The 25,955-nt window shown below is 65.5% G+C and carries 22 protein-coding genes and 1 tRNA gene; 11 read left to right on the forward strand and 12 right to left on the reverse strand.

What is annotated here, in order from left to right; genetic code table 11:
- Positions 1-93: 93 nt before the first annotated feature.
- Together DFR43_RS08035 and DFR43_RS08040 are read left to right on the forward strand one after the other, a co-directional pair.
- Positions 94-1,635: a 2-isopropylmalate synthase gene (locus DFR43_RS08035; protein WP_133597458.1), complete on the forward strand. Its 1,542-nt coding sequence runs from the start codon at positions 94-96 to the stop codon at positions 1,633-1,635.
- Between the two features lie 252 nt (positions 1,636-1,887).
- Positions 1,888-2,970 (forward strand): D-alanyl-D-alanine carboxypeptidase family protein, encoded by a 1,083-nt coding sequence (locus tag DFR43_RS08040; protein WP_133597629.1) that lies wholly within the window; start codon positions 1,888-1,890, stop codon positions 2,968-2,970.
- A gap of 22 nt (positions 2,971-2,992) precedes the next feature.
- Here the strand turns inward: DFR43_RS08040 and DFR43_RS08045 are convergent, their stop codons facing one another.
- Genes DFR43_RS08045 through nth form a run of 4 tightly spaced genes read right to left on the reverse strand, consistent with a single transcriptional unit; the run spans position 2,993 to position 5,981 of the window.
- Entirely contained in the window at positions 2,993-3,778 is a 786-nt protein-coding gene (locus DFR43_RS08045; protein ID WP_133597461.1) for an IclR family transcriptional regulator, read from the reverse strand.
- Positions 3,779-3,822: 44 nt separating this feature from the next.
- A complete protein-coding gene (locus DFR43_RS08050; protein ID WP_133597463.1) occupies positions 3,823-4,566 on the reverse strand; it encodes an arginyltransferase in 744 nt (247 codons plus the stop codon).
- A complete protein-coding gene (gene aat, locus DFR43_RS08055) occupies positions 4,563-5,333 on the reverse strand; it encodes a leucyl/phenylalanyl-tRNA--protein transferase (protein WP_133597464.1) in 771 nt (256 codons plus the stop codon). The genes DFR43_RS08050 and aat overlap by 4 nt, the downstream gene beginning before the upstream one ends.
- 3 nt (positions 5,334-5,336) lie before the next feature.
- Positions 5,337-5,981 carry an endonuclease III gene (nth, locus tag DFR43_RS08060; RefSeq protein WP_133597466.1) on the reverse strand — a complete coding sequence of 215 codons (645 nt, stop codon included), beginning with the start codon at positions 5,979-5,981 and terminating at the stop codon, positions 5,337-5,339.
- 17 nt (positions 5,982-5,998) lie between these two features.
- On the opposite strand from nth, the gene DFR43_RS08065 reads away from it, so the two are divergent.
- Positions 5,999-7,210 carry an aminotransferase-like domain-containing protein gene (locus tag DFR43_RS08065; RefSeq protein ID WP_133597468.1) on the forward strand — a complete coding sequence of 404 codons (1,212 nt, stop codon included), beginning with the start codon at positions 5,999-6,001 and terminating at the stop codon, positions 7,208-7,210.
- Positions 7,211-7,228: 18 nt separating this feature from the next.
- On the opposite strand, the gene DFR43_RS08070 is transcribed toward DFR43_RS08065, so the two are convergent.
- Genes DFR43_RS08070 through DFR43_RS08080 form a run of 3 tightly spaced genes read right to left on the reverse strand, consistent with a single transcriptional unit; the run spans position 7,229 to position 9,125 of the window.
- The gene (locus DFR43_RS08070) at positions 7,229-7,783 is read right to left on the reverse strand and encodes a redoxin domain-containing protein (RefSeq protein WP_245988873.1); all 555 of its coding nucleotides are present in this window, start codon (positions 7,781-7,783) and stop codon (positions 7,229-7,231) included.
- A 15-nt stretch (positions 7,784-7,798) separates the two neighbouring features.
- A complete protein-coding gene (gene serB, locus DFR43_RS08075; protein WP_133597470.1) occupies positions 7,799-8,515 on the reverse strand; it encodes a phosphoserine phosphatase SerB in 717 nt (238 codons plus the stop codon).
- A 7-nt stretch (positions 8,516-8,522) separates the two neighbouring features.
- Positions 8,523-9,125, reverse strand: a complete 603-nt coding sequence (locus tag DFR43_RS08080; protein WP_133597472.1) for a TetR/AcrR family transcriptional regulator — start codon at positions 9,123-9,125, stop codon at positions 8,523-8,525.
- A 69-nt stretch (positions 9,126-9,194) separates the two neighbouring features.
- Here DFR43_RS08080 and DFR43_RS08085 point away from each other — a divergent pair, with 69 nt between their 5' ends.
- Positions 9,195-9,845: an NAD(P)H-dependent oxidoreductase gene (locus DFR43_RS08085; protein ID WP_133597474.1), complete on the forward strand. Its 651-nt coding sequence runs from the start codon at positions 9,195-9,197 to the stop codon at positions 9,843-9,845.
- On the opposite strand, the gene mfd is transcribed toward DFR43_RS08085, so the two are convergent.
- A complete protein-coding gene (gene mfd / locus DFR43_RS08090; protein WP_133597476.1) occupies positions 9,793-13,296 on the reverse strand; it encodes a transcription-repair coupling factor in 3,504 nt (1,167 codons plus the stop codon). The two genes, DFR43_RS08085 and mfd, sit on opposite strands and share 53 nt — an antisense overlap.
- A gap of 88 nt (positions 13,297-13,384) precedes the next feature.
- Between mfd and ispD the strand changes: the two genes are divergently transcribed.
- Together ispD and ispF are read left to right on the forward strand one after the other, a co-directional pair.
- Positions 13,385-14,167 (forward strand): 2-C-methyl-D-erythritol 4-phosphate cytidylyltransferase, encoded by a 783-nt coding sequence (gene ispD / locus DFR43_RS08095; protein ID WP_342776096.1) that lies wholly within the window; start codon positions 13,385-13,387, stop codon positions 14,165-14,167.
- Complete coding sequence (gene ispF, locus DFR43_RS08100) at positions 14,164-14,670, forward strand: 2-C-methyl-D-erythritol 2,4-cyclodiphosphate synthase (protein WP_133597480.1); 507 nt, start codon at positions 14,164-14,166, stop codon at positions 14,668-14,670. Before ispD ends, ispF begins: the two co-directional genes overlap by 4 nt.
- 13 nt (positions 14,671-14,683) lie before the next feature.
- On the opposite strand, the gene DFR43_RS08105 is transcribed toward ispF, so the two are convergent.
- The gene (locus DFR43_RS08105; protein WP_133597482.1) at positions 14,684-16,021 is read right to left on the reverse strand and encodes an ATP-binding protein; all 1,338 of its coding nucleotides are present in this window, start codon (positions 16,019-16,021) and stop codon (positions 14,684-14,686) included.
- 6 nt (positions 16,022-16,027) lie between these two features.
- Complete coding sequence (gene ompR / locus DFR43_RS08110) at positions 16,028-16,759, reverse strand: osmolarity response regulator transcription factor OmpR (RefSeq protein WP_133597484.1); 732 nt, start codon at positions 16,757-16,759, stop codon at positions 16,028-16,030.
- Positions 16,760-16,937: 178 nt separating this feature from the next.
- Here ompR and DFR43_RS08115 point away from each other — a divergent pair, with 178 nt between their 5' ends.
- Positions 16,938-17,657, forward strand: a complete 720-nt coding sequence (locus DFR43_RS08115; RefSeq protein ID WP_133597486.1) for an SIMPL domain-containing protein — start codon at positions 16,938-16,940, stop codon at positions 17,655-17,657.
- A gap of 5 nt (positions 17,658-17,662) precedes the next feature.
- Here the strand turns inward: DFR43_RS08115 and DFR43_RS08120 are convergent, their stop codons facing one another.
- Positions 17,663-18,433, reverse strand: coding sequence for a 3-hydroxybutyrate dehydrogenase (locus tag DFR43_RS08120; RefSeq protein WP_133597488.1), 771 nt, complete (start codon positions 18,431-18,433; stop codon positions 17,663-17,665).
- Between the two features lie 97 nt (positions 18,434-18,530).
- Here DFR43_RS08120 and DFR43_RS08125 point away from each other — a divergent pair, with 97 nt between their 5' ends.
- The 4 genes from DFR43_RS08125 to dnaB all read left to right on the forward strand — a co-directional run bounded on the left by DFR43_RS08125 (position 18,531) and on the right by dnaB (position 24,596).
- Positions 18,531-19,478 (forward strand): alpha/beta fold hydrolase, encoded by a 948-nt coding sequence (locus tag DFR43_RS08125; protein WP_133597490.1) that lies wholly within the window; start codon positions 18,531-18,533, stop codon positions 19,476-19,478.
- Positions 19,475-21,763: a RelA/SpoT family protein gene (locus DFR43_RS08130; protein WP_245988874.1), complete on the forward strand. Its 2,289-nt coding sequence runs from the start codon at positions 19,475-19,477 to the stop codon at positions 21,761-21,763. The genes DFR43_RS08125 and DFR43_RS08130 overlap by 4 nt, the downstream gene beginning before the upstream one ends.
- Before the next feature lie 189 nt (positions 21,764-21,952).
- Positions 21,953-22,029 (forward strand) — tRNA-Val (locus DFR43_RS08135).
- Between the two features lie 95 nt (positions 22,030-22,124).
- The gene (gene dnaB, locus DFR43_RS08140; RefSeq protein WP_133597492.1) at positions 22,125-24,596 is read left to right on the forward strand and encodes a replicative DNA helicase; all 2,472 of its coding nucleotides are present in this window, start codon (positions 22,125-22,127) and stop codon (positions 24,594-24,596) included.
- On the opposite strand, the gene DFR43_RS08145 is transcribed toward dnaB, so the two are convergent.
- Positions 24,578-25,915 (reverse strand): diguanylate cyclase domain-containing protein, encoded by a 1,338-nt coding sequence (locus DFR43_RS08145; RefSeq protein ID WP_164499714.1) that lies wholly within the window; start codon positions 25,913-25,915, stop codon positions 24,578-24,580. The two genes, dnaB and DFR43_RS08145, sit on opposite strands and share 19 nt — an antisense overlap.
- Positions 25,916-25,955 lie beyond the last annotated feature (40 nt).

The following is a 25,955-nucleotide window of genomic DNA, read 5'->3' on the forward strand; positions in this document are numbered from 1 at the left end:
CAACGGCCCGTATGCAACCGCAGCGGGCCGTTTGTTTTGGATCACTGCGGAGTTTGCGCAGGCCGTGCTTTCCAGTGTCCACAGGAGTCCACCATGACCGACAAGCTGATCATTTTCGACACCACCTTGCGCGATGGCGAGCAATCGCCCGGCGCTTCCATGACCAAGGACGAAAAGCTGCGGATCGCGCGTCAGCTGGAGCGGCTGAAGGTGGACGTGATCGAGGCGGGCTTTGCGGCGTCCTCCAATGGCGATTTCGAGGCCGTCAAGGCGATTGCCGATCACATCAAGGACTCGACCGTCTGCTCCTTGTCGCGCGCCAATGACCGTGACATTGCCCGTTCGGCCGAGGCCCTCAAAGGAGCGAATCGCGCGCGCATCCACACCTTTATCGCCACGTCGCCGCTGCACATGGAAAAGAAGCTGCGCATGACGCCCGAGCAGGTGCTGGAGCAGGCCCGTCTGTCGGTGCGCTATGCCCGCAATCTGGTCGAAGACATCGAATTCAGCGCCGAAGATGGCTACCGCTCCGAGATCGACTTCCTGGCCCGCGTGGTCGAGGCCGTGATCAAGGAAGGGGCCACCACCATCAACATCCCGGACACGGTGGGCTATGCCATCCCGGAGCTGTACGGCAACTTCATCAAGACGCTGCGCGAAAAAGTGCCCAACTCCGACAAAGCCATCTGGTCGGTGCACTGCCACAACGACCTGGGCATGGCGGTGGCCAACTCTCTGGCCGGCGTGAAGATCGGCGGGGCCCGCCAGGTGGAGTGCACCATCAATGGGTTGGGCGAGCGGGCCGGGAACTGTTCGCTGGAAGAAATCGTCATGGCGGTCAAGACGCGGCGCGACTATTTCGGGCTCGACGTCAACATCGATACCACCCAGATCGTGCCGGCCAGCCGCATGGTGAGCCAGACCACCGGCTTCGTGGTGCAGCCGAACAAAGCCGTGGTGGGGGCCAATGCCTTTGCCCATGCCAGCGGCATCCATCAGGACGGCGTGCTCAAGGCCCGCGACACCTACGAGATCATGCGGGCCGAAGACGTGGGCTGGAGCGCCAACAAGATCGTGCTGGGCAAGCTCTCGGGCCGCAATGCGTTCAAGCAGCGCCTGGAGGAACTGGGCATCGAGATGGAGTCGGAAACCGAGCTCAACACCGCGTTTGCCAAGTTCAAAGAGTTGGCCGATCGCAAGAGCGAGATTTTCGATGAGGACATTCTGGCGCTCGTCAGCGACGAGAGCGTCACCCCCGAGAAAGAGCAGTACGGCTTGGTGGCCTTGTCGCAGCACAGCGAGACCGGGGAGCGCCCGCACGCGCGGGTGGTGTTTACCATCGACGGCAAAGAACTGGTGGGCGAGGCCGACGGCAACGGTCCGGTGGATGCCTCGCTCAAGGCGATTGAGCAGCACGTCAAGAGCGGCGCGGAACTGCTGCTGTACTCGGTCAATGCCATCACCAGTGGCTCCACCGAGAGTCAGGGTGAAGTCACGGTGCGTTTGCAACACGGTGGCCGGGTGGTCAACGGCGTGGGCGCCGACCCCGACATCGTGGTGGCATCGGCCAAAGCTTATCTGAGTGCGCTGAACAAGCTCCACAGCAAGGCCGACCGGGTAGCGGCTCAGGGCTGAGTGGCTGAGGTAAAGGGTTTTTGCCGATGGCAATCGGTGAAAACCCTGAGTTCATGTCGGGAACTTGCGGCACTGACTTAAAAAGTTGCCGCAAGTCAATGAATCACATTGTTTTTCTGGATTTTCCCCTCTATACTCCGTGCCATTGCTTGAGAGTTGCTAGAGGGAATATCCATGAACAGAATCCGTCGTCCGGTTGGTCATCGGCTCTGGTTGGCCTGTTCCTTGATGCTGGGGGCGGTGGGATGGTCCATGGCGGCTCATGCCAGCATGCCCTCCAAGCGACCCGTGGCCCAGCAAGCGCTGCCCAGCGCCTCGGCTGCCCCTCGCCTGGGGCATGAAAGCAAGCAGCGGGTCAAGGCGTCTGCGCCACAGCGCACCACCGCTCAAGGCACGCCCAGCAAGCGTCCCGTGGCTGCCGCCGCACCCAAGCGCACGACGGCCCAGGTGCCGCAGCGGGCCACCCGGCCCGTGGCAGCGGCGGCGGGGGCTGCGGCCGGCACGGCGGCCATCGTCTCGTATGCCGAGCGCATGGGGCTGCGGCGCGTGCCGGACCCGCTGAACCTGAATTCCAGCGTCGCGCTGGTCATGGACGCGCAGACCAACGAGATCTTGCTGGGCAAGAACGACACGGCGGTGTTGCCGATTGCGTCCCTGACCAAATTGATGACCGGGGTGCTGATCGCAGACGCCAATCTGCCCATGGATGAAGTCATCACCATCACCAGCGCCGATGTGGACCGGCTGAAGAACAGCGGCTCGCGCCTGGCGGTGGGCACCCGGCTGACCCGGACCGAGGCCCTGCATCTGGCCATGATGTCGAGCGAAAACCGCGCGGCCCATGCATTGGCGCGGACCTTCCCCGGGGGCGTGGAGCGTTTCGTCGAGCTGATGAACCAGAAAGCCGCGCAACTTGGCATGACCGATACCCGCTTTGTCGATCCGACCGGGCTGTCGAGCCTGAACCAGTCGAGCGCCCGGGATTTGGCGATTTTGACGGCGGCCTCCCACGAGCGGCCCCTGCTGCGCCGCTACACCACCTCGCCCAGCTATGAGCTGGCCGTGGGCAATCAGGTGTTGCCTTACCGCAACAGCAATCGGTTGGTCAACAGCGACGCCTGGGACATTGGTTTGCAGAAAACTGGCTTCATCCGCGAGGCAGGCCGCTGCGTGGTGATGCAGGTCAACATGGCCGGCCGTCAGCTGATCATGGTGCTGCTGGATGCCACCGATGTGAATGCCCGCCTGGGGGATGCCGAGTGCCTGCGCCGCTGGGTGGAATCGTCACTCTTCGATGGCCCGCAGCACATGGCCACCGCGTCGGATCGGAGCTGAGCTGAGCTGAGCGGTGGGCGTTTCAGGCCGACGGTGGGCGGTAGCCCAGCGCGGCGCTGATTTGGGCGGCGGTGGCTTGCAGCTTGGGCAGCCAGTCTTCGTCGATGCGGTCTGCTGGCGCTGAAATCGACAGGCCGGCGACGAGCTTGCCTTGATCGTCATAAATGCCGGCGGCCATGCAGCGCACGCCGGGTTCCAGTTCTTCGTTGTCCCGTGCCACGCCCAGGCGGCGGCATTGGGCCAGCTCACGCTCCAGCACGGCCAGCTGTGTGATGCTGTTGCGGGTATTGCCCATCAGGCCGGTGCGGGCGGCGTAGGCGCGTACGCGCTGGGGGTCGTCGTCGGCCAGGAACAACTTGCCCACGGAGGTCAGGTGCAGCGGGGCGCGGCCGCCGATCGCACGCACCACCTGCATGCCGGAGCGTTCGCTGTAAGCCCGCTCCACGTAAACGATTTCATCGCCCTGTCGCACACTGAGGTTGACCGGCTGCTGAATGAGTTTGTGCAACTCCCGCATGGGGCCCAGCGCCGTATCGCGCACGCTCAGCCGGGCTTTGACCAGGTTGCCGAGTTCCAGCAGGCGCAGGCCGAGCCGGTAGGCGCCAGGCTCCGGTCGATCGACGAAGCGGCCAATGGCCAAGTCGTTGAGGATGCGGTGGGCCGTGGAGGGGTGAAGGCCGGTGCGTTCGCTGATTTCTTTGAGCGAGACGGGCTCTTCGCGTGAAGCGAGCACTTCCAGCAACTGGAAGATGCGTTCGATCACTTGCACGCTGGGTTGGGCAGGCAAAGCGGTTGGTGGGCGGGTCATGGTCAACGATGATGCCTGACGATTTTACCTGATGAAATCGTGGTTCAGCGTTGAGGGCCTGGCCGCCAGAGACCATCGATCAGCAATTCGTGGGGCTGAAAACGGGCCTTGTAGCTCATCTTGGGGCTTTCCGCGATCCAGTAGCCCAGATAGACGTGCCGCAAGCCCATGGCGCGGGCCTGCTCGATCTGCCAGAGGATGCTGTAAGTGCCGTAAGCGCTGTGGGGTTCGGGTTCGTAAAAGGTGTACACGGCCGAAAGCCCGTCGTCGAGCACATCGACGATGGACACCATCTTCAGCCCGCTGGCCTCGTCGCCGCGGGTCGGGTCGATGAATTCCACTAGGCGGGAGTTGACCCGGCTCTGCAACAGGAATTGGCTGTACTGGTCGGTGTTGTCGTGGTCCATGCCGCCGCCGGGGTGGCGGTGCCGCTGGTAGCGCAGGTAGAGCTGGTAATGGGCTTCGGAGTAGCCGAGCGTCATGACCCGAGCCTGCAGCGCGGCATGGCGGCTCCAGGCCCGGCGCTGGCTGCGGTTGGGGCGGAAGGCTTGGGCATCGACCCGCAGCGGGATGCAGGCCCGGCAGCCGTCGCAATGCGGGCGGTAGGTGAACAGGCCGCTGCGCCGAAACCCCATTGTCACCAGTCCGGAATAGGTGTCGTTGTGGATGAGGTGGCTGGGGGTGGCGACCTGGGAGCGGGCCACTCGCCCGGGCAGGTAACTGCAGGCGTAAGGCGCCGTGGCATAAAACTGCACGGCGTGCAGCGGAAGCTCTTTGGGGTAGGTCACGGCAGGGCAGCACCGTTGGTCGAAAGCTGGCCCCAGTATACGGGGTCGAAGCGCCAGTCGGGCCCAGGCTGCCGGATGGCCTCATGCACCCAGCCGAGAAAAGCTTGCCGGCTGACTTCAGCGGCGCCCAGAGAAGCCAGGTGCCGGGTGTTTTGCTGGCAGTCGATGGCTGGTACGCCCCAGGCCCGTGCGCATGCCACGAGGGCGGCCAGCGCCATTTTGGAGGCGTCACTGCGGTGGCTGAACATGGATTCGCCAAAGACCATCCGCCCGATGCCGACGCAGTACAGGCCACCGACCAGTTCACCCTCCCACCAGGTCTCGACGCTGTGGGCGCAGCCGGCGCGATGCAGCTCGGCATAGGCATCGATCATGGCCGGCACGATCCAGGTGCCGCGTTGCCCACTGCGCGGTGTCTGCGCGCAGGCCCGGATGACGCGCTCGAACGCCGTGTCGATGCGGATGTCCAGCCGGCCGCTTTTGAGGCCGGCGCGCAGGGTTTTGCGCAGCGAGGGGTGCAGGCGAAAGTGCTCAGGCCGCAGGACCATGCGCGGATCCGGGCTCCACCAGAGGATGGGCTGGTCGTCGCTGAACCAGGGGAAAATCCCGCTGGAATAGGCGCGCAGCAGCGTCGGCGTGTCCAACGAACCGCCTGCTGCCAACAAGCCGGGAATGGGGTCGCCCTGACGCCAGGCTTGCTCCACATCGGGGAACGGCTCGCCGGGCGCCAGCCAGGGCAGGACGTGGGAGGGCTGCTCTCGACTCATGGCTTACGGGGCGCGTCGGCGGGCGGCGCGGGCGTGGTCGCAGCAGTCGGCAACGGCGCAGCGCTCGCACTGTGGCCGCCGGGCCTGGCAGACATAGCGCCCGTGCAGGATCAGCCAGTGATGGGCATCGACCCGATAAGGCGCGGGCACCCGCTTGAGCAGTTGCCGCTCCACGGCCAGCGGGGTTTTGCCGGGGGCCAGGCCCGTGCGGTTGCTCACGCGGAAGATATGGGTGTCCACCGCCATGGTCGGCTCGCCGAAGGCGACGTTGAGCACCACATTGGCCGTTTTGCGGCCCACCCCGGGCAGAGCCTCCAGGGCTTCGCGCGTGCGCGGCACCTGGCCGGCGTGTCGCTCCACCAGAATCTGACAGGTCTGCATCAGGTGCTTGGCTTTGCTGCGATACAGGCCAATGGTTTTGATGTAAGACTCCAGCCCTTCGAGCCCCAGGGCCAGGATTTTCTGTGGCGTGTTGGCCACGGGAAACAGCCGGCGCGTGGCCTTGTTGACGCCCACATCGGTGGCTTGGGCGCTCAGCAGCACGGCGGCCAGCAGTTCGAACACGCTCGTATACTCCAATTCCGTGTTGGGCTGGGGATTGGCTGCCTTCAAGGTGGCGAAAAACCGCTCGATCTGTTCCTGGTTCATGTATGGAATTCTCCCCGATGAGTGACTCTTCCGCCGTCCGTTTTGCCGATCGCCTCAACAACGTCGAGACTTCCGCCATCCGTGAGCTCTTTAAGCTGTTGGGCAAGCCCGGCATCATCAGCTTCGCGGGGGGCTTCCCGGATGCGGCGATGTTCGATGTGGATGGCATCCGCCAGGCCAGCCTGGCGGCGCTGGAGCAGGAGCCGGGCGCGGCCCTGCAATACGGTGCCACCGAGGGCTATCAGCCTTTGCGCGAACAGTTGGCCGAATTCATGGGCAGCAAAGGCGCCCAGGTGTTGCCTGAGCAACTGCTGGTGACCACTGGCAGCCAGCAAGCGCTGGATTTGCTGGGCAAGACGCTGATCTCCCCCGGTGACAAGGTCATCGTCGAAGGCCCCACCTTCCTGGCCACCATCCAGTGCTTCCGCCTATACGGAGCGCAGCTCATCACCGCCCCCATCGACGGCCACGGGGTGGACGTGCAGCGGCTGGAGCAACTGATCGTCGAGCATCGCCCCAAGTTCGTTTACCTGATTCCCACATTCGGCAACCCCAGCGGCGCCATGTTGAGCCTGGAACGCCGGCACCAGGTGCTGGAGATGGCGGTGCGGCACGACACCTTGATCGTTGAAGACGACCCGTATGGTGATTTGTACTTCGGCGAAGCGCCCCCGCCCAGCCTGCTGGCCTTGAGCGACCAGGTGCCGGGCAGTCGACAGCGGTTGGTGCATTGTGGCTCGTTGAGCAAAGTGCTCAGCCCAGGCTTGCGCGTGGGCTGGATGATCGCCCCGCCCGAATTGCTGGCCAAGGCGGTCATGTGCAAGCAGTTCAGCGACGCTCACACCAGCACCTTTGCCCAGGCCACGGCTGCGCAGTACCTCAAGGCCGGGCGCATGCCCGGCACCTTGCAGCGGGTACGGCAGGTGTACGCGCAGCGCGCGCAAGCCATGGTGGAGGCGCTGCGCAGCGAATTGGGGGAGGCGGTGTCCTTCGTGGCGCCACAAGGGGGCTTGTTCGTTTGGGCGCGGCTGACCGGAGCGGGGGGGCGTCTGGCCGATGGCAACGAACTGGCGCGGCGTGCCATCGAGCACGGGGTGGCTTTCGTGCCCGGAGCGCCGTTTTTTGCCCGCGACCCCGATGTGTCCACGTTCCGCCTGAGCTTTGCCACCGTGGGCGAAGACCGCATCCGCGAAGGCGTGGGCCGACTGGCCAAGGCCTTGCAGGGCTGAGGGGCCGAAGAGCCCGCGTCAAAGCAGGCGGGCCAGCCAGAGGCGCGCCCGCATGCCCCAGGCCGAGGTGTAGCCGACCGTGGGGAGACGCAGCCGGTTTTGCGCGTCGATGACCACAAACGCCGGCACCGAGCGAAACCCCAGTTCCCGGGAAAGCTGGCCACGCGGGTCGATCACCGTGTGCCAGCCCAGGCCGTGCTGTTGTTGGTAGCGCCACACCTGGGCGGCCTCACCCGATTGCATGGCCACGGTGAGGACGGGCCAGTCTTGCCCCAGCCGGTCGATGGTGCCTTGCTGCGCTCGGCAGATGGGGCACCATTCCGCCCACACGTACAACGCCACGGGTTGGCCGGGGCGGCGCATCGCATCGATGGCGTCTTGCAAGCGTCCGCTTTGCAGCGAGCCGTCAGCGGCGAGCCATTGCGCCGGGGCGGCGGTGTCCAGCGCAGCGCTCACGTGGCGGGTCTGCCAGGCTTGTACCCCCAAAAGCACGATCAGCACCAGCGCCACCGTGCCGAGGTGGCTGACCCAGCGCGGGCGAGGGGGACGGGCGGTGGGCTCGGGAGCGGTCATGGGCAGGGGAGCGCCTCAGGGGCGGACGATTTCCAGCAACCGGTCCAGCCCGCCTTGGTGGATGGACACCATGGCTTGTTCCCGCACCTTGGGCTTGGCATGGTAGGCCACCGACAACCCGGCGGCCGCCATCATGGGCAAGTCGTTGGCGCCATCGCCCACGGCAATGCATTGGCTCGGTTGCACGCCCAGCAGGCTGGCCACTTCCAGCAAGGTGCGGCGTTTTTCGGCGCCGTCGCAAATCTCGCCCCAGCATTGCGCGACCAGGCGGCCCGTCAGGGCGCCGTCGGCGATTTCCAGCTGGTTGGCGCGCACGAAGTCGATACCCAGGCGCTGCCTGAGGCGCTCGGCGAAGAAGGTGAACCCCCCCGAGACCAGCAGCACCTTCAGCCCGGCGGCATGGCAGGCGTCGATGAGTTCGGCCGCGCCGGGGTTGGGGCGCAGGCGTTCGTTGTAGACCCGCAACATGTCGGCTTCGGTGACGCCGCGCAGCAGGGCCAGGCGGCGGCGCAGGCTTTCCTGGAAGTCGGTGATCTCGCCGCGCATGGCCGCTTCGGTGATGGCGGCCACTTCGGCCTTGCGACCCACGGCGTCGGCAATCTCGTCCACGCACTCGATGTTGATGAGCGTGGAGTCCATGTCGAAAGCTATGAGCTTGAAATCGCGCAAGCGCAAGGGGGGGGTGAAGCCCTGGACGGTCAGACCAGGGGCAAATTCGATCGGGGTAGACATTTCCGGATTATTGCGGATGCGGCGTGGCCGCCAGCAAGGCGTCCAGTGCCGCTTCGGCGGCGGGAAGGTCGATGTGCCCAGCCATGGTCAGTTGGGCCAACCCGTGTACAGCTCCCCAAAACCCCGTGGCCAGGTGCTGCGCTGGAACCGGGGGCAATACCCCGGCTGTCCGTGCCTGGTTGACGCAATCGGCCAGCAGGCGCTCGTTCTCGGCGATCAGGGGGGCCATCTCTTCCGATGGTTCGCCGGGGCTGCAGTACTGTGGGTCGAACACCAGGGCAAAGCAGTGCGGCTCTTGCGCGGCAAAGCGCATATAGGCCAGTCCCAAGGCCAGCAGGCGTTGTCGTGGGCCATGGGATTCGGCCACTGCCCGGTGCTGGGCCTGCAGCAGGCGCCGCATACTTTCCACTCCGGCCGCACGGATCAACGCCTCGCGGTCGGGGAAGTAGTGATAAGGCGCCGCGTGGCTGACCTGCGCGGAGCGCGCCAATTCGCGCAGGCTCAGCTTGGCGGCCGGGACTTCGGCCAGCAGGCGCAGCGCCGCATCGAGCAAGGCCTGGCGCAGGTTGCCATGGTGGTAGGCGCGTTTGTTGGTGACTAAACTTGACATAAGAAAGATTTTATCGAATACTTGGCCGGTCAATATTGACAATGTAAAGATTCAAAAGGAAGGTGTGACTTGGCTGACGTACTCATCATTGACGGGCATCCCGATGCTGATTCCTTGTGTGCCTCATTGGCGAAGAGCCACGCAGACGGACTGCGCGAGGCAGGGGCACGGGTGGAACTGCTGGCGCTGCGCCAATTGGCGTTCGACCCCATCCTCCATCAGGGCTTCAACGGGCAACAGGCCTTGGAACCCGATCTGCAACGGGCACAGCAGCTTATCGCAGAGGCACGGCGTATCGTGGTGGTCGTTCCCGTCTGGTGGGGCTCCATGCCAGCCCTGCTAAAGGGTTTTTTCGATCGCGTGCTGGAGCGAGGCTGGGCGTTTCGTTATCTGCCCAATGGTTTGGTCGATGGTCTGCTGGCTGGGCGCAGCGCCAGGGTAATCATGACCACCGATTCCCCGGGCTGGTATTTGCGATTCATTCAGGGCGACCCCACGGCACGGTCCCTGGAGCGCAGCATCTTGAGGTTCTGCGGCCTCAAACCGGTTGACATGACGCGTATCGGCCCCGTGCACAAGTCCACGCCCGAGCAGCGCCAGCGCTGGCTTGAACAGGTGAGGGCACAGGGGCAGGCTGATGCCCGCCGCCTGCCCCCGCGGGCCGGCATCAAGCCAGCAACGCCGAGTCGGCCATCTTCGACGGTTGCCCCAACGACCTGAGCACATCCCGCACCATTTGGGCGCGGTCTTTGGGTTCAGGCAGGGCGCGCTCGATGCGCAGTTTGTCGTTGCCGGCCAGCTTGATGTGCTTGTTCTTCTGCACCAGCTCGATGATGCGCATCGGGTCCACGGGCGGGTTGGGCCGGAAGGTGATGAGGATGACGCCGGGTGTGGCGTCCACCTTCTGCACGCCGTAGGGGGCGCACAGCACGCGCAGGCGATGGACGTCCATGAGCGTTTGCGCCTGAGGGGGGAGTTTGCCGAAACGGTCCACGATTTCTTCGACCAAGGCGTCGATTTGATCGATGGTTTTGGCCGTGGCGAGCTTTTTGTAAAAACTCAGGCGCAGGTGCACGTCGCCACAGTAGTCGTTGGGCAGCAGGGCGGGGGCGTGCAGGTTGATGTCGGTGGTGGCCGACAAGGGTTTGAGCAGGTCGGGCTCACGGCCGGCTTTGAGGCTGGCCACGGCCTCGGCCAGCATTTCGTTGTACAGCTGAAAGCCCACTTCCATCATGTTGCCACTTTGGTTTTCGCCCAGGATTTCGCCGGCCCCGCGGATTTCCAGGTCGTGCATGGCCAGGTAAAAGCCGCTGCCGAGTTCCTCCATCTGCTGGATGGCTTCCAACCGCTGGGCGGCTTGCTTGGTCAGCCCCTCTATGTCGGGCACCAGCAGGTAGGCGTAGGCCTGGTGGTGGCTGCGGCCCACGCGCCCGCGCAATTGGTGCAACTGCGCCAGCCCGAATTTGTCGGCGCGGCTGATGACGATGGTGTTGGCGTTGGGCACGTCGATGCCGGTCTCGATGATGGTGGAGCACAGCAGCAGGTTGTAGCGCTGGGCCACGAAGTCGCGCATGACGCGTTCGAGCTCGCGTTCAGGCATCTGGCCGTGGGCGACGGCGATCCGCGCTTCGGGCAGGATGTCTTGCAGCTTTTGCTTGCGGTTTTCGATGGTTTCGACCTCGTTGTGCAGGAAGTACACCTGCCCGCCGCGCTTGAGCTCGCGCAAGACGGCTTCGCGGATGATGCCGTTGTCCTCGTTGCGCACAAAGGTCTTGATGGCCAGGCGGCGCTGCGGCGCGGTGGCGATCACGCTCAAATCGCGCAAGCCCTCCAGCGCCATGCCCAGGGTGCGCGGAATGGGCGTGGCAGTGAGCGTGAGCACATCCACCTCGGCGCGCAGTTCTTTCATCGCTTCTTTGTGCCGCACGCCAAAGCGGTGCTCCTCGTCGATGATGAGCAGGCCCAGGTTTTTGAACTGGGTTTTTTCGCTGAGCAGCTTGTGCGTGCCCACCACGATGTCCACGGTGCCATCGGCGATCCCTTTCATGGCGGCGTTGATCTCTTTGGCGGTACGGAAGCGGCTCATCTCGGCGATGCGGACGGGCCACTTGGCAAAGCGGTCCACCAGGGTCTGGTAGTGCTGCTCGGCCAGCAAGGTGGTCGGGGCCAAAAAGGCCACCTGCTTGCCTCCGGTCACGGCCACGAAGGCGGCGCGCAGCGCCACTTCCGTCTTGCCGAAGCCCACGTCGCCACAGACCAGGCGGTCCATGGGTTGCGGGCTGATCATGTCCTGAATGACGGCGTGGATGGCGGCTTTCTGATCGGGGGTTTCCTCAAAGCCAAAATCGTTGGCGAACTGTTCGTAGTCCTGCGCGCTGAAGCGAAAGGCATGGCCCTGGCGGGCAGCGCGGCGGGCATAGAGGTTGAGCAGTTCGGCGGCGGCGTCGCGCACCTGTTCGGCGGCTTTGCGCTTGGCTTTGTCCCACTGGCCGGACCCCAAGCGATGCAGTGGGGCCTCCTCGGGGCTGACGCCGGTGTAGCGACTGATGAGGTGCAACTGGCTGACGGGCACGTACAGCGCCGCGCCCTGGGCGTATTCCAGGTGCAGGAATTCTTGCTGCGCGGGGCTGCCGTCGGGGTTGGTGGCGCCCATGTCCATATGGACCAGGCCGCGGTAGCGTCCAATGCCGTGGGCGCTGTGCACCACGGGGTCGCCCACGTTGAGTTCGCTCAAATCCTTGATCAGCGCCTCGACGTCGCTGACCTGCTCTTGCTTGCGGCGGCGCCGCAGGGTGGGGCCGGCGGCGAACAGCTCGGTTTCGGTGACGAAGTGGATGCCGCCGTCAGTCCAGGCAAAGCCGTTGGCCAGCGCGGCGGTGGCGATGCCGGTTTTTTCGGCGCTGGCCTGGAATTCGGCCAACGAGTCGAAGGCGGGTGGGTTCAGGCCGCTGGCGCGCAGAAAGTCCAGCAGGCTTTCGCGTCGGCCGTCGCTTTCGGCCAGCAGCAGCACGCGGGCCGGGGTTTGGCGAATGTGGGCTTGCAGCTTGGCCAAAGGGTCTTCGGCCCCGCGCTGGGCGGCCAAGTCCGGCAGACCCTGGGCCCAGGTCAGGGCGCGGGCTTCGGGCTGCTCGGGCCGAAGCGCCAACTGCCGATGGGCGCGGGCAGCGGCGTAGAAACCTTCGGCATCCAGAAACAACGCCTGAGGCGGCAGCGCCGGACGCTCCGGGTCACCTTGGATCAAGCGGTAGCGCTCCTGGGTGTCTTGCCAAAAGCGCGCAAAGGCATGGTCCAAGTCGCCATGGAGCACCAAGGTCGCGGCATGCGGGCCATCTTGGCCCAGGTAGTCGAAGACGGTGGCGGTTTGCTCGAAGAACAGGGGCAGGTAATACTCGATGCCGGCCGTGGCCACGCCGTTGCCCATGTCTTTGTAGATGCGGCTTTTGGTGGGGTCGCCGTCGAGCAGTTCGCGCCAGCGGGCCCGGAATCGGGCGCGGGCGGCTTCGTCCATGGGGAATTCCCGTCCTGGCAGCAGCCGCACCTCGGGCACGGGGTAGAGGCTGCGTTGGGTGTCCGGGTCGAAGGTGCGGATCGAGTCGATCTCGTCGTCGAACAGGTCCACCCGGTAGGGCACGGGCGAGCCCATGGGGAACAAGTCGATGAGGCCGCCGCGCACCGCATACTCGCCAGGGCTGACGACTTGGGTGACATGCTGGTAGCCCGCCAGCGTCAGTTGCGCCCGCAACTTGGCCTCGTCCAGCTTCTGGCGCACCTGGAAGGAAAAGGTGTATGCCGCGAGGAACGACGGGGGCGCCAGCCGATACAGCGCCGTGGTGGCCGGCACCAGCACCACGTCGGCCCCGTCGTCGGCGTGCCGCTGCTGGATACGCCACAGCGTGGCCAGCCGCTCCGAGATCAAGTCTTGATGGGGCGAGAAGCTGTCATAGGGCAGCGTCTCCCAGTCCGGGAACAGGGCGCAGCGCAGTTCCGGTCCAAAGAACGGGATTTCTTCCAGGAGTCGCTGTGCGTCGGCCGCGTCGGCGGTGACGATGGCCAGCGGACGGCCTTCTGACGTTTCGCGGCGAGCCAGTTCGGCCAGCAGCAAAGCGTCGGCAGAACCGAGGGGGCGGGGCAGGGCAAAGCGTTTTCCGGGGGTGAGTTTGGGCAGGTCCATGAACGGCGAAGGCAATGACAAGCGCAGACACCCCGCTCCAACGTGGGCGGGGTGTCGGCCAAGCGGGATTTTAGAATCCGACTTCACCATGACCATCCCGCCCCCAGCCATGCCCGAACCCGTTCTGCGGCCTTTCGATGACCGAGCCGACGGCCCGCAGCGGCTGTACGCCTTGATTCCTGCCGCCGGCGTGGGCAGCCGCTCGGGCGCGCAAGGGCCGAAGCAATACCAGCGCGTCGCAGGCCGTCGCGTGATCGATCACACCGTGGCCGCTTTTCTGGCGGTGCCTGCCATCGCCGGCGTGGGCGTGGTGGTGGCGCCGGGCGACACGCAATACCATGCCGCCGACGAGCGCATCCGGGTTTGGCATGTAGGCGGCGAAACCCGTGCGCACAGTGTCTTCAATGGCTTGCTGGCCCTCTCAGGGGCTGGGGCCAGAGCGCAAGACTGGGTGCTGGTGCACGATGCCGCCCGCTGCCTGATCCGCCCGGCCGATATCGAACGGTTGATCGACGCTTGCCGCGATGAGCCGGTGGGCGGGCTGCTGGCCCTGCCGCTGCCCGACACCTTGAAACAAGCCACCGGCCAGCAAGCCCCACCCAGGGTGCAAGCCACGGTGGAGCGCGGTGACAAATGGCTGGCCCAGACGCCTCAGATGTTCCGCTGGCAGGTGTTGTACCAGGCGCTGGCCGCGCGCCAAGCCTCGGGCTTCCAAGGTGTGACCGACGAGTCCAGCGCGGTGGAGGCCCTCGGCGAGCGGCCGCTGCTGGTGGTCGGCAGCAGCCGCAACTTCAAAGTCACTTACCCGGAGGATTTCGCCATGGCTCAAGCCTTGTTGATGCATGCCGACGCGGCCCAGGAGGCGGCATGACCCCCCGCCCTGAGGCGCAGCCCCTGTGGCGCGTGGGGGAAGGCTGGGATGTGCACGCTCTGGTTCCGGGCCGTCCACTCGTGCTGGGCGGGGTGGCAATCCCCCATCACAGTGGATTGCTTGGGCATTCGGATGCCGATGCATTGCTGCACGCCATCACCGATGCCATTCTGGGGGCTGCGGCGTTGGGCGACATCGGCACCTTGTTTCCCGACACCGAGGCCCGCTTTCAAGGGGCCGACTCGGCCGAATTGCTGGCCCACGCCTGGGCCCAGGCCCAAGCCTTGGGTTATGTCTTGGCCAATGTGGACGCCACCGTCGTTGCGCAGGCGCCCAAGTTGGCCCCTTACAAGGCAGCGATGCGACAACGCATTGCCGCCATCCTCGGGGTGCGGCAGGAGCAGGTCAACGTCAAAGCCAAAACCGCTGAAAAACTCGGGCCGGTCGGTCAGGGGCTGAGCATCGAATGCCGGGCGGTGGTGCTGCTGCAGCGCATGGCTTGAGCAAGGGTTGGGCTCAGGCAGGGCGCAGCAGCAGTTCGGCCGTCAAGCCGCCCGTGGCGGCGGGCCGCAGGCGCAATTGCCCCCCCATGCGCTGCATCGTCTTGACCGCAATCGCCAGCCCCAAGCCGGAGCCGGTGGCGGCGGTGCGTGCCTCGTTGGCGCGAAAGAATGGCTCCACGATGCGCGGCAACAGGTCGGCGGGTACGCCTGCGCCGTGGTCCGTCAGTTCCAGCTGTACCCAGTCGGCGTGGGCACGAATGTGGATGTCCACGCGCAGCGTCTGGTCGCTGCTGCGCCCGTAGCGCGAAGCGTTTTCCAGCAAGTTGTCGATCACCCGGCGCAGTTCCACCTCGTCGGCCTGCACCATCCAGCGCTGGTCTGGGGCAAACCGCACCTCGCAATCGGGCGCGCCGGCATAGGGCTGCAGGGCCGCTTGAATCACTTCATCGAGGCACACCGCGCCCATCTGCACGTGCTCGGCGCGGGCGTAGTCCAGAAACTTGTCGATGATGGCCGTGACCTGCTCGATATCGGCGGCCATGAGCTGGCGGGCGGTTTCATCGGGCACGCTCATCTCGGTTTCGAGCCGCAGCCGGGCCAGGGGGGTGCGCAGATCGTGCGAGATGCCGGCCAGCATCAGCGTGCGATCGGTTTCGGCCTTGGCTAGTTGCTCGGCCATCCGGTTGAAGCCGACGTTGACCTCGCGAATTTCGATGGTGGCCACCTCCTCGTCGAGCCGGCCAGAGCGGAAATCCCCGTCGCGCACCCGCGCCGTGGCCGCCGAAAGTTGCTTCAGCGGCCGGTTGAGCAAGCCCGCGAACAGGGCCGCCCCCAGCAGCGAGAGGCTTGCCGCAATGCCGAGCCAAACCAGCCAGGTCTGTCCCCTGATGCTGCCCACCCGTTCCGGATCAGCCAGCAGCCAGAAGTTATCGTCGTCGATCATGAAGCCGATCCACAGCCCCTCGAAGCCGTTGACTTCCCGTGCCACGATGGTTTCCGGCCCCAGCCGCGACGCCAGCAGCTCGCTGATGCGCCGGCTCAAGGCGTCCTGGTCGTAAGCCCGGTAAGTGTCGGTGGGTTCGCGCACGGCGATGCGCACGTTTTCCTGTTCCACCAGCGTCTTGACGAGCGACACCCGCGCAATCGGGTCGGCGTGGACCATGGCGGCGCGGGTGAGGTTGACGACCGAGGCGAGCTGCTGGGCGCTCTGCAGCGCCCGGGGCTCTTCTTCCAGGGTGAGAAACGTCAGAAACCAGGCCAGTACCGAGCCCATCAGCAACGCGCCCAGCAGCAAAAACGTGCGCCAGAACAGGCTGATGCCCCGAACCGGGCTGGGGCTGTTGGTGCTCATGCGCGCTCAGGCGTCGTCATCGGGCACGAACACATAGCCCACCCCCCAGACGGTTTGCAGATAGCGGGGCGAGGATGGGTCGGCCTCGATCAGCTTGCGCAGCCGCGACACCTGCACATCGAGGCTGCGGTCAAAAGGCTCGAACTCGCGGCCGCGGGCCAGTTGCGCCAGTTTGTCGCGCGACATGGGCTGCCTGGGGTGGCGAACCAGGGCCTTGAGCATGGCGAATTCACCGGTGGTCAAGCCCACTTCCTTGCCGTTTTTGCGCAAGATGCGCTTGCCCAAGTCCAGCTCGAAGGGGCCGAACGTCACCACCTCTTGCTCGGCGGAGGGCGCGCCAGGCACCTCTGGCGGTGGGCGGCGGCGCAGCACGGCATGGATGCGTGCCAGCAATTCCCGTGGGTTGAACGGCTTGCCGAGGTAGTCATCGGCCCCCACTTCCAGCCCGACGATGCGGTCCACGTCCTCGCTTTTGGCCGTCAGCATGATGATGGGGGTGCGGTTGTTCGCGGCCCGCAGGCGGCGGCAGATGCTCAGCCCGTCTTCGCCGGGCAGCATCAGGTCGAGCACGATCAGGTCCACCGTGTCGCGCATGAGCAGCTTGTCCAGCGTGCGCGCATCTTCGGCTACCCACACGTCAAAGCCCTCCTGGGTCAAATAGCGATTGAGCAGGTCGCGGATGCGCGCATCGTCGTCCACGACGATGATGCGGTCCGCGCGGTTGGGCAGAGTCGGCATGGCAGGCTCCCGAAAATGTAACAGTGCTCATTGTGACACTGCCGGCCGGGTCGGAAAGCGGGTGGGCGGCCGGCGAAACGCCCGGTTACAGATGTTGCGCCTTTGTGCGGCGGATCGCTCGGCAAGGCCCGTTTTCGGTGGCACACTGGCGGCTGTCTCATTCAGGAGTGATAAAACCATGACGAACTTCCAACGCTTTCGCGCTGTCACGCTCACCGGGGTTGCGCTGGCTCTGACATCGCCGCTCTGGGCGCAGGCGCCTGCGCCGGCCCCGCACAATGTGGTCCAACTCAGCGCCAGCGCCCAGCAGGAGGCGGTGCAGGACTGGCTCACCGTGGTGTTGACGCACCGCGCCCAGGCGGCCGACGCCGCCACCGTCCAGCGCCAACTCCAGACCGCTTTGGACAACGCCTTGCGCCACGTGCGCCCGCGCGTCAAGGAGGGGGAACTGGAGGTCAGCAGCGGCGGGTTCAGCGTGCAGCCCCGCCACAACCGGGAAGGCCAGATCGTGGGCTGGCAGGGCAGCGCGGAATTGCTGGTTCAGGGCCGAGACATCGCCCGCATCGCCGCCACTGCTGGCGATACCCCCGGCATGGCGCTTTCGCAGATGCACTTCTCGCTCAGCCGTCAGGCCCGCCAGGCGTTGGAGGACGGCATTCGCAGCGAGGCCATTGCCCGCTTCAAAGCCACGGCCCAGCAAGTGGCCAAAGATTTCGGGTTCAGCGGCTACACGCTGCGCGAAGTGGCCGTCAGCGAAGGCGGCCAGGAATACGCCATGCGGCCGCGCATGATGATGGCGGCCGACGCCAACGCCGCGGTGATGTCGGCACCCGTGCCGGCAGAGCCGGGCAAGACGCTGGTGCAAGTCACCGTCTCGGGCAGCGTGCAGCTACAGTGATCGCGTCACTGGGCGACCCAGCCGCCATCCATGTTCCAGGCCACGCCACGCACATTGTTGGCCGCCGGCGAGCAGAAGAAGACGGCCAGTTCGCCCAGTTCCTCTGGCGTGGTGAACTGCATCGAAGGCTCTTTTTCGCCCAGCAGCCGGCGCGTGGCTTCTTCGTTGCTGATGCCCAGCGCCGCGACTTTGGCGTCCACCTGCTTCTGCACCAGCGGGGTCAGCACCCAGCCGGGGCAGATGGCGTTGCACGTCACGCCCGTGGTGGCCGTCTCCAGGGCGGTGACCTTGGTCAGCCCCACGATGCCGTGCTTGGCAGCCACGTATGCGGATTTTTGCGCCGAGGCCACCAGCCCATGCACCGAGGCCACATTGATGATGCGTCCCCAGTTCGCGGCCTTCATGGCCGGCAGCGCCAGCCGCGTGGTGTGAAACGCGCTGCTGAGGTTGATGGCGATGATGGCGTCCCAGCGATCGACGGGGAAATCCTCGATGTTCGCCACATGCTGGATGCCCGCGTTGTTGACCAGCACGTCCACCCGACCGAACTCCGCGGCGGCGGCCTTCATCATGTCTTCGATCTCGGCCGGTTTGCTCATGTCGGCGCGGTGGTAGCTCACCTTCACGCCCAAAGCCGCGACTTCGGCTTTGGCGGCTTCCACCTCGCCGAAGCCGTTGAGCATGACGTTGGCCCCTTGGCGCGCCAGCGCCTTGGCGATGCCCAAGCCGATGCCGCTGGTCGATCCGGTGACCAGGGCGGTTTTTCCGTTCAGCATGCTGTAACTCCTGATGATTTACGATCGGTGCCGGAGCATTATCGGGGAACCCGCGCCGGCGGGTTCGACCGCAACCGGCCACAGACCCCATAGCCTCATGGAACCCGTACTGCATCACCTCGATGTGCCTGGCCCTCGGGCCAAGCACAGTGACGAGCGCCGCATCGCCTGGTGGGAGTGGAACGCCACCGGGCAGCCCTGTCCTGCCCATGTGGTCGTCTGCGTTCACGGCTTGAGCCGCCAGTCGCGCGATTTCGATGTCCTGGCCCAGGCGCTGGCGCCGCACGCCTGCGTGGTGTGCGTGGACGTGGCCGGCCGTGGCCACAGCGACTGGCTGGCCGATCCGATGGCCTATCAGATTCCGACTTATGCGAATGACCTGGGCGTGCTGCTGGCGCATTTGCGCCAGCGCCATGCCGCGGTCGCTGGCACGGCCGAGCCGTATGCCCTGACCATCGACTGGGTGGGCACCAGCATGGGCGGGCTCATCGGCATGACCCTGGCCGCGCAACCGGCTGGGGGCTTGCGTCGCCTGGTGCTCAACGACGTGGGGCCGGTGATCGAGCCGTCCTCGCTGCGGCGCATCGGCGCCTATCTGGGCATACAGCCGGTGTTTGCGTCGGAGCAGGCCGCCGCCGACGCGCTGTGGGAGATTTCCCGCTCCTTCGGGCCGCACACGCCCGAGCAGTGGCTGGCGTTGTCGCGCCCCATGCTGCGCGCGGTGCAGGGGGGCTGGACCTTCCATTACGACCCCGACATCGCCGTGCCTTTCAAAGCCCTGCTGGCCGCCGAAGACGGCGAGGCCACGCGCCAGGCCGCTCAGGCTGGCGAAGCCGTGCTCTGGCAACTCTATGACGCCATCACTGCGCCCACGCTGCTGCTGCGCGGCGCGCAGTCCGACTTGCTCAGCCGCGAGACGGCGCTGGCCATGACGCAGCGCGGACCGCGGGCCCGGCTGGTCGAATTCGCCGGCGTGGGGCACGCCCCCACGCTCGTGGCCGACGATCAGGTCGCCGCAGTGCGTGCATTCTTGCTGGAGGCATGATGGTCGAAACCCTTGCATCGACCAGCCTTGCCAAGCCCGTTGGCCAGCCGCCGGAGGCGCCCGTGCCGGCCCTGGTGTCGGCCTTGGCCCGTCGCCCAACCGTCCCCACCGATCCGCGCGCCGTCGAGCGCGCCCGTGCCTTTGCCGAACCGCTGCTGCTGGCCGAGACGCTGGACACCGGCGAAAACACCCTCGATCACGCCGATGGCGTGGCCCAGATCATCGACGCCATCGGCGGCACGACCGAAATGAAGGCGTGTGTGTATCTGGTGTACGCCTGCCAGTACCTCAACCGCCCGCGGGAGGTGATCAGCAAAGCCTTCGGGCCCGACTACGCCGATGTGGCCATCGAAACCACCAAACTGGTGCAACTCCAGCGGCAAACCCGCCTGAAGGCCGCGCAGATTCGCGCGCAGCGCGCCGCTGCCGAGCAGGCCGGCACCGCGGCGGCCCGCATCGGTGCCACCGAACTCGAAGCCAGCCAGACGGAGAACATCCGCAAGATGTTGCTGGCCTTCTCGCGGGATCTGCGGGTGGTGATGCTACGGCTGGCTTCACGCTTACAGACGCTGCGCTATCACGCCGCCTCCAAAACCGTGCCTGACGAAAGCCTGGCCAGCGAATCGCTGCACGTGTTCGCGCCGCTGGCCAACCGGCTGGGCATCTGGCAGCTCAAATGGGAAATGGAAGACTTGGCCTTCCGTTTTCTGGAGCCAGACACTTACAAACAGATCGCCCGGCTGCTGGATGAGAAGCGCGTCGAGCGCGAAAGCCATGTGGAGCAGGTGCGCAGCCAATTGGAAGCGGCTTTGCGGGCCCAAGGCATCCAGGCCGAGGTGCAGGGACGGCCGAAGCACATTTACAGCATCGTCAAGAAGATGCGCGGCAAGTCGCTGGATTTCGATCAGGTGTTCGACATCCGGGCCTTGCGCGTGGTGGTGCCCGAAATCGACGATTGCTATCGGGTGCTGGCATACGCCCATGCGCACTTCAGCCCGGTGCCCGAAGAGTTCGACGACTACATCGCCAAGCCCAAGCCCAACGGCTATCAGTCTTTGCACACGGTGGTGCGCGACGAGCAGGGGCGCGCCTTCGAAATCCAGATCCGCACCCAGGCCATGCACGAGCATGCCGAGCACGGCGTGGCCGCCCACTGGGCCTACAAGGAGGCCGGCGCCAAGGGCTATGCCGGGGTGAGCGCCAGTTCCGACTACGACGCCAAGATCGCTGTGCTGCGCCAGCTCCTGGCCTGGCAGAGCGACATGGGGGCGGCGCAGCATCTGTTCGACGATGCCATCTACGTGCTGACGCCGCATGCCGCCATCGTCGAGCTGCCCAAGGGGGCCACGCCGGTGGACTTTGCCTATGCGGTGCATACCGATCTGGGACACCGCTGCCGTGGCGCCCGCGTCGATGGCGCCATGGTCACGCTCAACACCCCGCTGCAGAATGGGCAGACCGTCGAAATCGTCGCCGCCAAGGAGGGCGGGCCGTCGCGGGACTGGCTCAATCCGGAGCAGGGCTATCTGGTCAGCCACCGGGCCAAGAGCAAGGTGCGGGCCTGGTTCAACGCGCTGGCCGCGCAAGACAACATCCAGCGCGGCCGCGAAGCGCTGGACAAGCTGCTGCAGCGCGAGGGCAAGACCGCCATCAACCTCGAAGAACTCGCCGCCGGCCTGGGCTACGACCATCCGCAAGCCTTGTGCGAGGCGCTGGGCAAGGAAGAAATCACCCTGCGGGCGGTGGAGCAATACCTCAACCCGCCCCAGGCCCTGCCCACGCCCGATGAGGTGGTGCTCAAAAAAGCCCGCGGCGAAGACCGGGCCCCGCAGGGCAGCGTGCTCGTGGTGGGCATGGATTCGCTGCTCACCCAGCTGGCCAAGTGCTGCAAGCCGGCCCCGCCGGACGACATCCGCGGCTATGTCACGCGCGGCAAAGGGGTCAGCGTGCACCGGGCCGATTGCCCCGATTTCGCCACCTTGGCGCAGCGTCACCCGGGCCGGGTCATCGACGTGCAGTGGAGCGGCGCCAAGGCCAAAGGCGAGCATGCGCCGCACTATCCGGTGGACGTGGCCGTCGAAGCGATAGACCGCCAGGGCCTGCTGCGCGATATTTCCGATGCGTTTGCCAGGGAGAAGATCAACGTCATTGGCGTGCAGACCCAGTCCGTCAAGGGAGTGGCTTGGATGACCTTCACCGTGGAGGTGCCTGATGCGATGAAGGTGGCGCGCGTCATGGCCGTGGTGCAGGACGTCCCCGGCGTGCAGCGGGTCTGGCGGCGTTGAGCACCCAAGGTGTTCCCGTTCCGAAAGAACGCTGTTGTTCGATGTGCCCGGCCCTAAACACCGGCCAGCACTTCTGGCCCGAAGCCGTGCAAGCCCTCATCCAGCGGCTGGACGAGGCGCGAGAAATTCAGCGCCAGTGGCAGGATGAGCCAGATTTTGCTGCTACAATGCAGGGCTTGCAACCGACCCAGGCGCGTAGCTCAGCTGGTTAGAGCACCACCTTGACATGGTGGGGGTCGTTGGTTCGAGTCCAATCGCGCCTACCAATTCCAAGCCCCGTCTTGCATCGGCTCGACGGGGCTTTTGCTTTCTGGATGGCTTGTTCGCAGCGCCGCTAAGATGGCGGCCTGAGAGGAATCCCATGTCTGCTGTATTTCCCATGGACGACCTGAACCCCGACAGCCTGCCCTTCGTGCCCGACCATGAAATGGCGCAGTTGCGGGTGCCGCCGCATTCGATCGAAGCCGAGTCCAGCGTGCTGGGCGGGCTGCTGCTCGACAACGGCGCCTGGGACCGGGTGGCCGACCTGGTTTCCGAAAGCGACTACTACCGCAGCGAGCATCAGCTCATCCACAGCGCCATCGCGGCCCTGATCAATGCGAACAAGCCCGCGGACGTCATCACGGTGTTCGAGCAGTTGAGCAGCCAAGGCAAGGCCGATGAAGTGGGCGGCTTGGCCTACCTCAACACCTTGGCCCAATACGTGCCGAGCGCGGCCAACATCCGCCGCTATGCCGAAATCGTGCGCGAGCGCGCCATATTGCGCAAGCTCATCTCCGTCAGCGACGAAATCGCCACCCAGGCCTTCAACCCCAAAGGCAGGCCAGTGGCCGCCATCCTGGACGAAGCGGAGCAAAAGATCTTCCACATCGGCGAAGAAGGCTCGCGCATGAAGCAGGGCTTTCAGTCGCTGGACTCGCTGGTGGTGGATCTGCTGGACCGGGTCCAGGACATGGCCGACAACCCCAACGACATCACCGGGGTGCCCACCGGATTCATGGACCTGGACCGCATGACCGCTGGCCTGCAGCCGGGCGATCTGATCGTGCTCGCGGCACGGCCCAGCATGGGCAAAGCCCAGCCGCTGGATGCGCGAGTGCGTACTTTGACGGGTTGGAAGCGGATGGGTGATTTGGCCGTGGGCGATGCGGTGGCCTCGGTCGATGGGCGCCCATCGGTGGTGACGGGGGTGTTTCCGCAAGGCACCAAGCAGGTCTGGCGGCTGACCTTTTCGGACGGGCGCAGCGCGGAGGCTTGCGACGAGCATCTGTGGCAGGTGTCGTGCCGTCATTGGCCTCAGCCCAAGGTGCTGAGCACCCAACAGCTGCGGCAGTTGATCGCCAAAGCGCGCTACCGCCGGCGCATCTGGATCGAGCCACACAGCGGTGAGTTCGGTCACCATGAGCCGCTGCCGATCGACCCCTGGGTGCTGGGGGCGTTGTTGGGCGATGGCGGTCTCAGCGGGGCTGGCTCGGTGCGGTTCAGCTCGGTCTCGCAAGAACTCTTGGGCCGGTTGCAGTCCCGCATCGGGCAAGCGTTGGAAGTGGTGCATGCGGACCGCTGCAACTATCGCGTCGTGCAACGGCATCGCGGCAAAGTGGCGGGCGTGCAAGGGGTGACTGACAACCCTTTGCGCTCGGCCTTGGAGCAACTCGGCTTGTCTGGCTTGACGAGTGAACAAAAGTTCATCCCCCCCGTGTACCTGAGCGCGCATCGACAAGCGCGGCTGGATTTGTTGCGGGGTTTGCTCGATACGGACGGCTGGGTCGAGCGGTGGGGCAGCATCCGGTTCTCTACGGCCAGTCACCGATTGGCCCAAGACGTGTGCGAGCTGGTTCGATCCTTGGGAGGGTGGTGCTCTGTGGCATCCAAGCCCACCCACTTCACCAATGCGCAAGGTCAGCGAGTCGCGGGCCTTCCGGCGTATGTTTGTCACATTTCGCATCCCGAACCGCGATCGCTGCTGTTGCTCTCTGACAAGGTGGCACGCTTGCCAGAGCGCCCCCAGCGGCGCAAGCGCCTGGTGTTGACGGGCATCGAGCCTTCCCGCACGGTTCCATGTCAGTGCATTGCGGTCAGTCATCCGAGCCGGCTTTACATCACCGATGGCGATGTGGTGACGCACAACACGGCATTCGCCATCAACATCGCCGAACACGTGGCCCTCAACGAAGGCTTGCCGGTGGCGGTGTTTTCCATGGAAATGGGCGCCGCGCAGTTGGCGGTGCGTATCGTCGGCTCCATCGGGCGCATCAACCAGAGCCATTTGCGCACCGGCAAGCTGACCGTCGACGAATGGCCACGCCTGACCGAGGCCATCGAGAAGCTGCGCAACGTGTCGCTGCACATCGACGAAACGCCGGGTCTGACGCCCAGCGAACTGCGCGCCAACGCCCGGCGGCTGGCGCGGCAGTGCGGCAAGCTGGGCCTGATCGTGGTGGACTACCTGCAGTTGATGAGCGGCAGCAGCAGCGATGGGGAAAACCGCGCCACCGAACTGGGTGAGATTTCCCGCGGCCTGAAGATGCTGGCCAAGGAGTTGCAATGCCCGGTGATTGCGCTGTCGCAGCTCAACCGCTCGGTGGAGCAGCGCACCGACAAGCGCCCCATGATGAGCGATTTGCGCGAATCCGGCGCCATCGAGCAGGACGCCGACATCATCATGTTCATCTACCGCGACGAGTACTACACCAAAGACCAGTGCAAGGAGCCCGGCGTGGCCGAAATCATCATTGGCAAGCAGCGCAACGGCCCCACGGGGACGGTGAAGCTCGCGTTCTTGAATGCGCTGACCCGCTTTGAGAGCTTGGCCAATTACTCGGACGATTTCTGAGGTTTTTCCACCCCTCGGCGCTGCTTTCGGCGTTCGGTGAGGGCCGCAACGCCGAGGGGGCGATTGGGGGGCTTGTACCAGCGCAGGCTGACGCGGCCTTTGCCGGCCTGTTTGGCGCGGTACATGAGTGCGTCTGCCTGTGGCAGCAGTTCGCTCAGGCATGCGGGGCTTTGAAACAACAACGCCCCGATGCTGACGGATACCGAGATAGGCGGCTCTACGCCCGGGTAAGGTTGTGCGGTGGCTTGCATCAATGCGCGCGCCACGCGTTGCACCGCGCGCCGGGCCACGCTGGCATCGTCGCCCAGGTCCACCAGCAGCACCAGAAACTCATCGCCCCCCAGGCGGCCCATCGGATCGGCCTCGCGCACCGAGTGGCGCAGCTTATCGGCAAACGCCATCAAGACTTGGTCGCCCGTGGCGTGACCACGGGTGTCGTTGATGGTCTTGAAGTTGTCCAGATCGACGAACAGCAAAGCGGCCCACCCCGTTTGGCGCAGCAGCGTCTGCTCGATGCGGTCCATCAGCAGGCGCCGGTTGGGCAGGCCGGTCAGGGAGTCGTGAAAAGCCAACTCGCTCAATTCGGCCTCGCGCCGCTTGAGTTCGGTGATGTCGCGCACGATCAGCACATAACGAGGCGTCGCCTTGCCTGGCGTGTGCTTGCGGGCGGCAGACAGCTCGAACCAGCATGGCCCTTGCGGCAGTTGCAGGGCATAGCGGTATCCACGCGCGTGCCCTTGCTGTCGCGCCTCGGTCAGGGCTTGCTCGACGACGGTTATCACTTCGGCGGGGAGGAATTGGCGGTGATTGCGCCCGATCAGGCGATCCGCCGGCGCGGCCAGCAGCTCCGGCTGCGGCGCATGCACATGGTGGATGGTGCCCCGTTGATCGACTTCGAACATCAGATCGGGCAGCGCGCGCAGCGTCGCGTCCAGATCGGCGCGGGCTTCTCGCATGGCCAGTTCTGCCTGCTTGCGTGCCGTGATGTCGCAGGCCACGCCCACATAACCGCAAAAACGCTGCTTGCCGTCGAACAACGGCACGCCGCTGATGGCAGACCAGCGGATGCGTCCGCCGCTGCGCCAAGCCAGTTCCAGGTCTCTGAACGGCTGGTGCGACCACAACACCCGCAAATGGCGGCGCCAGCCATGTCCGGGCACGCCAAACAGCGGGCTTTCCCAGGGCGTATGGCCAACGGCGTGCTCGACGTCAGGCGCCAAGCGGCCGGCATTGAGGCTTTCGATGCGCACGATGCGCAACTGCATGTCCATCACCCACAGCCAATCCGCCGCCAGGCCGAGCAGCAATTCGCTGCTCACTGGCCATGGCACATGCCCGGGTGTGGCAACTTCAGAAGTG

Source organism: Tepidicella xavieri, assembly GCF_004363315.1.
In the GTDB taxonomy this organism is placed as follows: domain Bacteria; phylum Pseudomonadota; class Gammaproteobacteria; order Burkholderiales; family Burkholderiaceae_C; genus Tepidicella; species Tepidicella xavieri.